Source organism: Pseudonocardia sp. 2-7 (genome assembly GCF_056341085.1).
Genome location: NZ_CP094507.1, coordinates 1923727 through 1934569 on the forward strand (window position 1 = coordinate 1923727; position 10843 = coordinate 1934569).

At 74.8% G+C, this 10843-nt stretch carries 12 protein-coding genes; 4 read left to right on the forward strand and 8 right to left on the reverse strand.

Features of this window, described 5'->3' with window-relative positions; genetic code table 11:
* Window positions 1-20: 20 nt before the first annotated feature.
* Together MTO91_RS09590 and MTO91_RS09595 are read right to left on the reverse strand one after the other, a co-directional pair.
* A complete protein-coding gene (locus MTO91_RS09590; RefSeq protein WP_476654312.1) occupies window positions 21-1544 on the reverse strand; it encodes an AAA family ATPase in 1524 nt (507 codons plus the stop codon).
* A gap of 6 nt (window positions 1545-1550) precedes the next feature.
* Window positions 1551-2309 (reverse strand): SpoIIAA family protein, encoded by a 759-nt coding sequence (locus tag MTO91_RS09595; protein ID WP_346104417.1) that lies wholly within the window; start codon window positions 2307-2309, stop codon window positions 1551-1553.
* 190 nt (window positions 2310-2499) lie between these two features.
* On the opposite strand from MTO91_RS09595, the gene MTO91_RS09600 reads away from it, so the two are divergent.
* The 3 genes from MTO91_RS09600 (at window position 2500) to MTO91_RS09610 (ending at window position 4434) form a co-directional block, all read left to right on the forward strand.
* Window positions 2500-3072, forward strand: coding sequence for an Rv1733c family protein (locus tag MTO91_RS09600; RefSeq protein ID WP_405418180.1), 573 nt, complete (start codon window positions 2500-2502; stop codon window positions 3070-3072).
* Window positions 3073-3133: 61 nt separating this feature from the next.
* Window positions 3134-3970, forward strand: coding sequence for a universal stress protein (locus MTO91_RS09605; RefSeq protein WP_476654313.1), 837 nt, complete (start codon window positions 3134-3136; stop codon window positions 3968-3970).
* A complete protein-coding gene (locus MTO91_RS09610) occupies window positions 3967-4434 on the forward strand; it encodes a CBS domain-containing protein (protein ID WP_476654314.1) in 468 nt (155 codons plus the stop codon). Before MTO91_RS09605 ends, MTO91_RS09610 begins: the two co-directional genes overlap by 4 nt.
* 240 nt (window positions 4435-4674) lie before the next feature.
* On the opposite strand, the gene MTO91_RS09615 is transcribed toward MTO91_RS09610, so the two are convergent.
* From MTO91_RS09615 to MTO91_RS09625, 3 genes are read right to left on the reverse strand one after another with little or no spacing between them, the layout of a single operon-like run.
* Complete coding sequence (locus MTO91_RS09615) at window positions 4675-6027, reverse strand: MarR family winged helix-turn-helix transcriptional regulator (RefSeq protein WP_476654315.1); 1353 nt, start codon at window positions 6025-6027, stop codon at window positions 4675-4677.
* A complete protein-coding gene (locus MTO91_RS09620; protein ID WP_476654316.1) occupies window positions 6024-6377 on the reverse strand; it encodes a hypothetical protein in 354 nt (117 codons plus the stop codon). The genes MTO91_RS09615 and MTO91_RS09620 overlap by 4 nt, the downstream gene beginning before the upstream one ends.
* Window positions 6374-7171, reverse strand: a complete 798-nt coding sequence (locus tag MTO91_RS09625) for a transposase family protein (RefSeq protein ID WP_476654817.1) — start codon at window positions 7169-7171, stop codon at window positions 6374-6376. The genes MTO91_RS09620 and MTO91_RS09625 overlap by 4 nt, the downstream gene beginning before the upstream one ends.
* Before the next feature lie 529 nt (window positions 7172-7700).
* Between MTO91_RS09625 and MTO91_RS09630 the strand changes: the two genes are divergently transcribed.
* Entirely contained in the window at window positions 7701-7952 is a 252-nt protein-coding gene (locus tag MTO91_RS09630) for a hypothetical protein (protein ID WP_251784534.1), read from the forward strand.
* Window positions 7953-7974: 22 nt separating this feature from the next.
* On the opposite strand, the gene MTO91_RS09635 is transcribed toward MTO91_RS09630, so the two are convergent.
* The 3 genes from MTO91_RS09635 to MTO91_RS09645 all read right to left on the reverse strand — a co-directional run bounded on the left by MTO91_RS09635 (window position 7975) and on the right by MTO91_RS09645 (window position 10812).
* Entirely contained in the window at window positions 7975-8481 is a 507-nt protein-coding gene (locus tag MTO91_RS09635; protein WP_476654317.1) for a MarR family winged helix-turn-helix transcriptional regulator, read from the reverse strand.
* A gap of 207 nt (window positions 8482-8688) precedes the next feature.
* Entirely contained in the window at window positions 8689-10041 is a 1353-nt protein-coding gene (locus tag MTO91_RS09640) for an MFS transporter (protein ID WP_476654318.1), read from the reverse strand.
* A gap of 153 nt (window positions 10042-10194) precedes the next feature.
* Window positions 10195-10812 carry a TetR/AcrR family transcriptional regulator gene (locus MTO91_RS09645; RefSeq protein WP_208824877.1) on the reverse strand — a complete coding sequence of 206 codons (618 nt, stop codon included), beginning with the start codon at window positions 10810-10812 and terminating at the stop codon, window positions 10195-10197.
* Window positions 10813-10843: the final 31 nt, after the last annotated feature.

A 10843-nucleotide genomic window follows, 5' to 3' on the forward strand; every position in this document is an offset into this window, starting at 1 on the left:
GTGTCCCGCCCCGCGGCCCCTCAGCACCCGACGCCCGCGGACCATGCCGACAGGGCTGCCGACAGGGCCGCTCCGGACGCGGCGCCGGGGCCGCCCGCGGTGTCGATCCGGACCGCCTCCGGCCACGGGGCGGCGGCGGCCCGCATCCGGGCGGCGACCGCGGCGTCGGCGTCCGACGGCGACGGCCCGCGGGCCGCGATCCGGGCGTCGGCGGTGCGGGGGTCCACCGCGCACCGCAGCTCCACGCAGACGGCGTGGTGCCGCGCGGCGAGCGCCCGGGCGGCGAGCCGGCGCTCCGCGGTGGTCCACGACGCGTCGAGGACCACCGACTCACCCCGCCCCAGCAGCGGACCGGCCGCATCGAGCAGGGCGGTGTAGACCGCTGCGACCCGCTCGGGTGTGTACCGGCCGGTGCCGTAGCCCCCGGTGCCGCCGCCCCCGGTGCCGCCGCCCCCGGTGCCGTTGCCGCCGGTGCCGCTGCCCGGGCGGGCACCGTCGCCGGGACGGCCGCGGTCGAGGTCGTCGCGGATCAGGTCGCTCGACAGCAGCCGGGCGCCGGTCGCCGCGGCCAGCGCCCCGGCGAGGGTGGTCTTGCCGCTGCCGGGCGGCCCACCGACCAGGGCCAGCCGCACCGCACCCGCCTGCAGCCCGCGCAGCCCGAGCGCCGACAGCGCGTCGACCTCGGCGGCCGCGCCGGCGGCGCCCTGGCGGCCCCGCAGCGCGGCGACCTTGGCGCGGACGACCGCCCGGTAGGCCACGAAGTGGTGGAGCAGCGAGTCCGGTGCGTCGTCGCCGGTGAACCGCCGGTACCCGTCGACGAGTGCCCGGGCCGCCCCGGGCATGCCGTGGTGGTCGAGGTCCATCGCCAGGGTCGCCACGTCGTCGAGCACGTCGACCTGGCGCAGGTCGTCGTCGAAGTCGAGGCAGTCCAGCAGCCGCGGACCGTCGTCGAGGCAGTACACGTCGTCGGCGAGCAGGTCCCCGTGCCCGTCGACCACCCGGGTCTCGCGGAGCCCGAACAGCTCGGTGCGCCCGGCCAGGTAGTCCCGGGCCAGCGTCCGCATCGGGGCCAGCCGGTCCTGCACCGCCCGGTCGGCGGTGAGCTCGCCGAGCTCGGTGAGGTTGGCCGACCAGCGCGCCGCGAGCGCCGCCGGCCCGGCCCGGCCGGGATCGCCGCGCGGTGCGCGCCGGTGGGCGTCGGCCACCGCGCGGGCCACCGAGCGGACCAGCTCGTCGCGCTCGTCCGGGCCGGCGCACGACAGCGCCGCGGTCAGGCTCCGGTCCGCCGGCATCCGCCGCATGACCAGGACGGGCTCCGCGGTGGCGCCGTCCGGTGACCGGAAGCTCCCGAGACCCAGGTAGACGTCGGGTGCGAAGCGCCGGTTGAGCTCCAGCTCGCGGGCCAGCGCCCGCCGCCGGAGCGCGGCACTGCCGAAGTCGCAGTACGGCGTCCGCACCGCCTTCTTGACCTTGTACGCCCGGTCCCCGGCGAGAACGACCAGACCGGTGTGGGTCTCCCGGATCCCGGCCGGCTCGGTGCTCACCGGGTGTCAGGACTCCACCGCGGCCGGCTTGCCGGCAGCCGCCCAGGCGATCGCGGCCTCGACGTCGCGGTGGGCGAAGTGCTTCACGGCCGGGTGCAGCACCGCTCCGGCCAGGGCCGGGGCCACGGTGGGGAGCAGTCCGTCGACGGCGAGCGCGATCCGGTGCACGCGCCGGTGCTCCTCGAGCAGGAACGTGACGTGCCGGACCATGCCCTCGACGTTCTCCCAGCCCGGGAACGAGGGCGCCACCAGCACCAGCCCGCCGAGCTCACCGTGGGCGGCGCTCCAGGACTCGATCTCCCGGGTCAGCCGGTCGAAGTCGGCGGCCCGCAGCGGGCGGTCGACGCGCACGACCGCGATGCCGTCGTCCGGGCGCAGGTCGATCGCGAACCCGGCGGCCGGCAGCCCCACCAGCCAGCTCACGGCGCTGTCCTGCTGCGCCTCGGGGAACACCGCCAGCGAGTACGGCGCCACGACGGCCGCGACGCGGCAGGCGATCCGGACGGACTCCCGGTCGCTGACGACCGCGCACCCGTCGAACAGCGGCAGCGCGCGCATGCCGAGCTCGAGGTCCTCCCACACCGCGTCGGGGGTGATGCCGGTGAAGGAGCTGTCGAGCACCGCGACCACCCGCAGCCGTCGACCGGTGGCCGCCGCCGCCGCGACCAGCGGTGCGACGACGTCGTCGTAGTCGGCACGGGTCACGGTGCCGGACACGCGGACGCCGTCGATGCCCGGCGGGAGCCCGTCGATGGTCGAGATCATGGGGTCCTCCTCGTGGTGCCGCCCCGCGGGGCCGTGCCACCACGGTGTCCGTCGCGCCCGGCACGGAGCAGTACCGAAGGTCCCGTACCGGCCATGACCGATGCCCCGCCGGGACGGGCGGCCCGGCCCTGCCCGGTGTGCTCCCCGCCGGACCACGCTGTTCGTGGGGACGACACGGGGAGGTGGCCCGATGGCGGAGGGCCTGCGCACGGTGTCCACAGCGGACCGGACACGGCGGCGCGCCCAGCGTCTGGAGGACGCCGGCACCGTACTGCTGGCCGTCCTGCTCGTGCTGTCGGCGGCCGGGTGCTGGGCGGTCGTCACGAGCGTGCACGGGGCGACGACCGACCGGGCGCGGGCCGAGGCCCGGCAGCGGACGGCGACCGACGCGGTGCTGGTGTACGACATCGCGGCGAGCGGGAGCCGCGTCTCCGGACAGCCCTACCCGGCCACGGTCCGGTGGACCGGTCACGACGGCCTCCCGCGCACCGGCACCACCCGCACGGAGCCTCCCGGCGACGCGGGCGACCGGGTCCGGGTCTGGACGACGGCCGACGACCGGCTGGTGCCGGCACCGGTCACCGCGGCCGACGCGGTCGCTGCGGCGGTCATCGCCGGTGTCCTCGTCGCGATCACGGCCGGGGCGACGGTCCTGGGGCTCGGCGCCGGGCTCTACCGGTGGACCGGCCGGCGTTTCGCGCGGGCGTGGGAGGAGGACTGGGCGTGCGTGGAACCGGTCTGGACCGGGCGCGCGCGGCAGTGAACGCGGCGGCCGCGTCCGGTGACCACACCACCGGACCACACCGGACCACACGGAGGAGACCATGAGTGCACCCCGATCCTTCCTCGCCGTCGGCGTCGACGGCTCACCGCGCGACCGCGCCGCGGTCACCTGGGCTGCGGAAGCCGCCGGGAGCCGGCACCTCCCGCTGCGCCTGCTGCACGCGCAGGGGCGGCGGTTCGACCGGGCCGGAGCGGACGCCGTGAGCGCGGCGGCCGAGCACGCCCGGCTCGTCGCGCCCGCGGTGGAGGTACAGAGCCGGGTACTGACCGGGGACCCGGTCGCGGTCCTGCGGGACCAGAGCCGCGACGCCGTGATGTTGGTACTGGCCCCGCACACCGGTGAGCCCCTGGAGGCGTTCGGGTGGAGCACGGCCGCGGCCCTGACGGTGTTGTCGCCCTGCCCGGTGGTGGCCGTCCCTCCTCGCCGCGGTCCCGCCCGGACCGCCGGTGCGGTGGTGGTCGGGGTGGACGGCTCCGAGCTCGGCGGGGCCGCCCTCGCCTTCGCCTTCGACCACGCCGCGGCCGCGGGGACCGCGCTCGTCGCCGTGCACGCCTGGCAGGACGCGGCCGGTGATCGGGTGGACGACCGCGCGGGCGGGTTCGACCGCGTCGAGGCGGAGCAGGCGCAGGAACGCGTACTGGCCGAGGCCCTCGCCGGCTGGGCCGAGAAGTACCCCGACGTCCCCGTCCGCCGGATCGTGGCGCACGGTCCCGCGCGGGCGGCGCTGCTGGCCCGGGCGGGCATCGCGCAGCTGCTGGTCGTCGGGTCGGCGGGGCGGGCCGGGCTGACCGGGCTGCTGCACGGTTCGACGAGCCAGGCGCTGCTCTACGAGCTGCCGTGCCCGCTGGCCGTCGTGCGCGCGGACGGTGCCCGGTGAGCGCCACGACGACGGGTCCGCCCCGTGGCCCGGTGCCGGTGCGCAGTGTCCTGCGGTCCCCGGTCAGCGAGGTCGAGTGGGACCGGAGCCTGCGCGACGCCGCCCGTGACCTGGCCGCCGACGAGATCGGCGTCCTGCTCGTCGTGCGCCGGCGCTCGGCACTCGGCGTCGTCTCCGAACGCGACCTGGTGGCGGCGGTCGCCGCGGGTCTCGATCCCGACGACACGATCGTCGAGGACGCGATGACCACCGAGATCGTGTCGGTGGACGTGTCCGCCGCGGTCACGACGGCCGCCGGGGTGATGCTCGAGGCGGGCATCCGGCACCTGCTGGCCACCCGGGACGGGAGCCCCGCGGGGATCGTGTCGATCCGCGACGTCCTGGCCGCCGTCCTGGAGGAACACGGGCCGGGGAACGACGGCAACGGTGATTCTCCGGTCCCGAGAGGCACCGGAGCCGCGTAGTCCGCGTCGCCGACATCTCCCGCGGAACTGCTCCACCCGGCCCACGAGGGCGGGCCCCGCCGACGGCCACTCTGGAACCGTCCTCCCGACCGGCGGGGGAGCGAGGCCGGAGGTGCCCGTGCGCAAGGAACTCGAGATCCGTCTGTGCGAGCGATGCTGGACCCCGATCCCCCCGGACCGGGCCTGCCTCGTCGCTGCGCACCCGGAGCCGGGGCGGCCGCTGCTGCGCCCCGGCCGTAGCTACCGGCATCTGCGCGACGACCCGACCTGTACCGGCGAGCAGTTCGGACCGGACGGCGGGGCGGCCGCATGACCGCGACCGACCTCCGGCCGGTCGCCCGGGGGACGGGGCGCGGGCTGCGCCTCGTCGTGCCCGGAGAGCTCCCGGACGGCGCGCCCGCTGTCCCGTGCCCGCCGGCTGCCCCGGCTGCCCTGGCTGCCCCGGCGGCCCCGGCGCGGCCGTCGGGCCGCCGGGTGCCGCCGCAGCCGCCGGAGGTCCTGCTCCGCTCCGTGGGTCCCGTCCTGGCCGGGCTGGCGTTTCCCGCCCAGCGCTGGCAGGTGCTGGCCGAGGCCGACGCCTGGGACGCGCCCGGTGTGCTGCGCCGGCTCCTGGCCGAGCTGCCCTCCGGCCGGTACGCCGACCTCGACTCGGTGGTCCGCGCCGTCCGGACCGTCCACCCGCGCCGTCGGGTCCGGTGACGGCACCGGCATCGACCCACCCGGACGGAGGGCGGTCAGCCGTCCGTCGGCCGGACGGGGCGCGGCACCTGTCCGCCGCGCACGGCCGTGCGGCTGCGCAGCGCCGCCGTGACGGCCTCCAACGTCGCCGCGACGTCCTGGGCGTGGGCCGAGGCGCCCTCGGCCACCCGGTCGATGCCGCTGACGAAGGTCGAGCACCGGACGGATCCGGTCGGAGGCACCGGGGGCGAGGGTCACCAGCGTGCTGCGGCGGTCCGCCGGGTTGGCGACCCGCTCGACGAGTCCCGCCGACTCGAGCTGGTCGACCACGGCGGTGACGCTGGAGGAGGACAGCCCCACCCGGCGGGAGATCGCGCTCGGTGTGCGCGGGCTGCGCAGGACCAGCTCCTCCAGGACGCCCACCCCGCTGGCCCCGACACCGAGGACCTCGGCCGCGGCGTCCCGGTAGGCCTCGGTGGCCGCGATGACGTCGCGCAGGCGGGCGGCCAGCGTGAGGGTGCGACGGGCGAGCCGCTGCTCGACCGTGACGTCGGCGGCGACCACCATGACGTGGTCGGGGGCGACGCGGACGAAGCGCAGCTCCACCTGCGGGCCCCCGTCCGGCGGGACGTTCACGACGACGCGGGTCCCGGGGTGCAGCGGCCCGAGCCGCTCGGGCCGGGTGGTCAGCATCGCCGACAGCCCGGGGGCGAGCCGGTCGAGCACGGGGTGGAGCCGGTCCAGGTCCTCGCCGGGCCGCAGTGCGGGGGCGAGCATCCGGACGGCGGCCGGGTTGACCCGGCGCACCCGTCCGTCGTCGTGGGCGTCGACCAGGCCGACGGGACACTGGTAGAAGAACTGCAGCAGGTCCTCGAGCTCGGCCGCCGCGTCGGGCGGCGGGCCGGACGCGGTCATCGCGGCCTGATCGCCAGGTAACGGCGGTGCCCGCCGGCGGCCGCGAGCAGCCGCAGGCGGACCGGGGTCGGGCGCATGCGGAAGGTGAAGACGTAGTCCAGCTCCTCGTCGAGGTCGCCGTCGGTCCGGTACCGCTCGGCGACCATGAAGTTGTTCAGGCACGGCGCGACGTCGACGAACAGGTCCCGGCCCAGGACCCGCTCCGCCCGGATACCGGCCCGACCGGACTCGTACCGGTTGTAGCCGATGACGCGGTCGTCGGACCGGATCGTGATCACACCGAAGTCGAGCAGGTCGGTGTCGCGGATCTCGTGACCGTCGAGCCATTGAGCCTTTGCCAACCTGATCATCCGTTGGCGATCATGAGGGTCTGAACTGCGGCGACGAGCTCGGCGGCCCGGGTCGGGCAGGATCTGATCTTGCGCAGAACCTTCCAGTTCTTCAGCTCGGCGTTGACCCGCTCACCCGGCCCGCGTCGGCGGGCGTGTGCGGCGTTGACCTCCCTCTGGTTGCGCGACAGGCGCCGGTAGCGCCCGGTGTCCGGGTCGATGCGCCGACGCCGCTGCGGCACGGCCACCATCGGACCGGCGCCTTGGTAGGCGGTGTCGGCGACCGCGGGGATCTCATGCGCGGTCAGCGCCTCGATGATCCCGTGGTCGCGGGCGGCTCCCATGTCGTGCCGCGCGCCAGGCAGCGGCGGGGAGATCCACACCAGCCTGCCGACCGGGTCGGCGATGACCTGCACGTTCAGCCCGTGGGCCTTGTGCTTGCCGCTGTAGTAGGGGCGGTCTCGGCCGGACGCCATGCCGACCCGGTCGATCCGCAGCAGGCTGCCGTCGACGATCACGAACGCCTTGCGTGAGGCGACCTCGATCGCCTGCTCCAGCGTCGGGGCCATCGCCGCGAGCAGGGCGAGCGCTTCGCGCACGTAGCGGTAGACCGTTGACGTGCCGATCTCGAACCCGCAGGCCAGGTCGGCATAGGTCTCGCCCTTGCGCAGATAGGCCACCACCAGCAGGGCCTGGCGGCCGGCGGAGAGCTTGCGCCAGCGTGTAGCCCGCTGGTTGCGGTGCGCGCGCAGCGCGTCGGCGAGCAGGCCGAGCGCGCGGCTGGACACGGTCATCCCGGACGGGTAAGACAACACTCTGAAGCTCCTGGTCAGGCGGATTGATCTAGGCAATCGCCCGTCTACCAGGAGCTTCACCCTTTCGAGGTCACGCCACGCCGCACGCCAGCTGACCTGCTCGTCCATCAGGTTGGCAAAGGCTCAGTGCAGCAATGCCGCATCGGAGAACGTCGGCCACTCGTTTGGATCGTTCGGCCACGCCGTCGATGATTTCTCGTCACCTTTCATGGGACCACGGTAGCGCCACCGGCGTGTGTCGGAACCCGTGCGCCGGATACGTTTCCCGTGCGCGCGCCGAACGGTGACGGATGGCCCGGCGAGGCCCTGCCGGCCAGGGTACTTCGGTCCTCTATCGGCAGGCCGAAGGTCCCGCGGCCGCCCGACCGGCACGATTCGGATCTCGCGGCCGAACGGCCGGTCGTAGCACTCGCGCCATGATATCCGGTCGCCGTACAAATCGTTTCCAATCGGACCGTGAATCGCGGCACCCGCCGTTTACGCTGATGGGGTCCGCAACATCGGTGGACCACGACGAGAGGGGGTTCCCATGTCCGAGGGAATGATCTGCAGAAGCCCGGGTGGCGCGCCGATGCGCGCGATGCTGGGCATGGCGGACGTGCTGCTGGCCTCACCCGACCGGCGGATCATCTGCGACCGTCTGGTGGAGGGGCACCGGTCCGACCCCGTGGGCCGATGCGAGCACCCCGTGCACGCCGGCCGTCCCGAGCGGCACCCGTGCCCGCTGGTGCGCCTGGTGCAGCTGGTCGACGGCCTCGCTGGTGCGGGGGAGACCGTCTGACCCCGGGGTGGCGGGTCCGGGGTCAGACGGGTTCCGTGCTCGGGGTGCTCGAATCCGGCCCGCCCTCCGCCACCCGCCGGGTCAGGTCCCGGGCGACGGTCGCCGGGTCCGCGACCCGTTGGTGCAGCGCCGCCGCGATCCGCGCCAGGACGGCGGTGAACTCGCGGACGTGCTCCGGCTGCGCGGAGTGCACCGCGCGCAGGATGTCCTCGGTGAACATGGCGAACATCGCCGCGGTCGCCTGGCGGCCGCGCGGCGTCAGCACGACGAGGACGCTGCGCCGGTCGGTGGGGTGCGGCACGCGCTGCGCCAGCCCGGCCGCCGTCAGCCGGTCCAGCAGCGTGGTGACGCTCGCCGACGCTACGCCGAGCCGGGTCACCAGTGCCGAGGGCGGCAGCGGGCCGCGGTGGTAGAGCTCGCCGAGGGCCGCGGACTCGGTGAGGCCGACGCCGAGCGCGGCGGCCTCCGCACGCCGGTACTCGTCGCTGGCGACGATGACGTTCCGCAGCTGCACAGCCATCCGGTCCATTGCCGTCCTTCCGACCGGGGCGACGCTAGGCCACCGCGACGGACGGGCGTCAGGATCGGACGGCAGGGGAGATCGGGACCTTCGGCCCGTGGCGGCCGGCGCCCGCCGGGTGGTCGGGTCCGTACGCGCCCGATGTCGCCGGGGCGGCGCCGCGGGGCATCCGGTCGATCCCGGTGCGGCGGTGGGGCCGCGCGCCGGCCGGAGCGCTCAGCTCGGGGTGGCGATGGTCCCGGCCGCCTCGGCGTCGGAGGTCTCGTAGAGGTCGCGGCGGTAGCGCTCCTTCAGCGTCGCCACCGCGACGAAGGTGACCACGGACGTGGCGATGATGTAGAGCGCGACCGACCAGGAGGCACCCGTGCCCGCCAGCAACGCGGTCATGATGAACGGGGCGAGGCCGCCGGCGAACACCGAGGCGAACTGGTAGCCCAGCGAGGCACCCGAGTAGCGGACGTCCGCCGGGAACATCTCGGCGTACAGGGTGGCCTGGGGGCCGTACATCGTCGCGTGGATGGTGAACCCGACCAGCAGGGCGAGGAACACCAGTGGCAGCGAGCCGGTGTCGATCAGCAGGAACATCGGGAAGGCCCAGACCGCCATCAGCACCGTGCCGGTCAGGTAGAGCTTCTTCCGCGAGCCCATCCGGTCGGTCAGACCGCCGAAGAACGGCATCGAGACGACCTGTGTCAGGCCCGCGCCCATGACACACCACAGGATCGCCGACCGGGACATGCCGACCTGTGTGGTGGCGTAGCTCAGCATCCCGCTGATCAGGATGTAGAAGGTGGCGTTGACGACGAAGAACGCGCCCGCGGCCTGCAGGATCTCCCGCCAGTAGTGCCGCACGGCCTGGACGAGCGGTGCCTTGCGCAGTCCGGCGTCGCGCCGGGACTCCGCCGACCGTTGCTGCAGGTCGTGGAACACCGGGGTGTCCTCGATCTTGAGCTGCACGTAGGCGCCGATCAGGACCAGGGCGAGGCCGGAGAGGAACGGGACGCGCCACCCCCAGGCGACGAACTGCTCCTCGGACAGGACGGTGGTCAGCAGGAGGAAGAAGAGGTTGCCCGCGACCGCTCCTGCGATGGCGCCGGTCTGCACGAGCGACCCGTAGAACCCGCGCCGCTCGACCGGGGCGTGCTCGGTGAGCAGCAGTGCGGCGCCGCCCCACTGGGCGCCGACGCCCAGGCCCTGGACCAGGCGGGCGACCACCAGCAGGACCGGTGCCCAGATCCCGATGGTCGCGTACCCGGGCAGGACGCCGATCGCGAACGTCGCCACGCCCATCAGCAGCATGGCGGCGACCAGCGGGGGCTTGCGGCCGAAGCGGTCGCCGACGTGCCCGGCGATGATGCCGCCGAGCGGTCGCGCGACGAAGCCGACGGCGAACGTCGCGAAGGAGGCCAGGGTGCCGGCCACCGGGCTGACCGAGGGGAAGAACAGGTGCCCGAACACGAGGGCGGCGGCCGTGGCGTAGATGAGGAAGTCGAACCATTCGAGCGCGGTGGCGAAGACCGCCGCGGCAGCGAGCCGGCCCATCTTCTTCGGGGGTGCGTGCTGGTCCATCCGGGTCCACCTCCAGGCCGCAACGGTGCGGCGGTGAGGGTGCCGGAGAACGAGGAGCTCCGACACGAGTACGAACGATCGTTCTTAGAACGCTAGCGACTCGGGTCACCACGGACAAGAGGCATCTCGCCGGGTCGCCCCCGGCGGCGGGCGTCAGTGCGTGAGGGGGGCCTCGAGCAGGGCCAGGGCGTAGCGCGCGTACTGCTCGGCGAGCTGGCCGCGGCCCAGTGCGCCGTCCGGGCGGTACCAGCTCGCGATCGCCGCGACGGCACCGAGGATCGTGCGTGCCGCGTCGGTGGCGTAGGGCGTGCGGAAGGCTCCGTCGGCGACGCCCTGGGCGACGATGCGCTCGAAGGCGTCCTGGGTGGCGTCCCGGTCCTCCACCAGCGCGGCACGGTCCCCGGGGTCGAGGTAGCGGAGCTCGTTGGTCGCCACCAGGGTCGCCGTCTGGTGTTCGACGACGAACCCGACGTGCGCGCGGACCGCCTCGCGCATGCGGGACGGGGCGTCGTCGCCGGCCAGCTCCACGGCCGACAGGACGCGGCTGCGCAGCTCGGCGTTGGCGTGTCGCAGCGCCGCGGCCAGCAGCTTGGACTTCGACGGGAAGTAGTTGTAGAGGTTGGACAGGCTGGTCTCGGCGCCGCGGGCCACGTCGCGCATCGAGGCACCGTTGAACCCCTGGGTGCCGAAGGCGTGGATCGCGGCGTTGAGGATCGCGGCCTCGTTCCGCCGCCCCGTCTCGGCGACCAGGGTCGGGGAACGGTCGTTCATGTCGCTCACGGTAGCGCACCCGCCACGACGC

Coding starts and splice junctions, on each gene's coding strand:
- MTO91_RS09605 (WP_476654313.1), top strand. CDS start 3,134: ATGAGTGCACCCCGATCCTTCCTCGCCGTCGGCGTCGACGGCTCACCG.
- MTO91_RS09620 (WP_476654316.1), bottom strand. CDS start 6,377: ATGATCAGGTTGGCAAAGGCTCAATGGCTCGACGGTCACGAGATCCGC.
- MTO91_RS09630 (WP_251784534.1), top strand. CDS start 7,701: ATGTCCGAGGGAATGATCTGCAGAAGCCCGGGTGGCGCGCCGATGCGC.
- MTO91_RS09635 (WP_476654317.1), bottom strand. CDS start 8,481: ATGGACCGGATGGCTGTGCAGCTGCGGAACGTCATCGTCGCCAGCGAC.
- MTO91_RS09595 (WP_346104417.1), bottom strand. CDS start 2,309: ATGATCTCGACCATCGACGGGCTCCCGCCGGGCATCGACGGCGTCCGC.
- MTO91_RS09640 (WP_476654318.1), bottom strand. CDS start 10,041: ATGGACCAGCACGCACCCCCGAAGAAGATGGGCCGGCTCGCTGCCGCG.
- MTO91_RS09645 (WP_208824877.1), bottom strand. CDS start 10,812: ATGAACGACCGTTCCCCGACCCTGGTCGCCGAGACGGGGCGGCGGAAC.
- MTO91_RS09615 (WP_476654315.1), bottom strand. CDS start 6,027: ATGACCGCGTCCGGCCCGCCGCCCGACGCGGCGGCCGAGCTCGAGGAC.
- MTO91_RS09600 (WP_405418180.1), top strand. CDS start 2,500: ATGGCGGAGGGCCTGCGCACGGTGTCCACAGCGGACCGGACACGGCGG.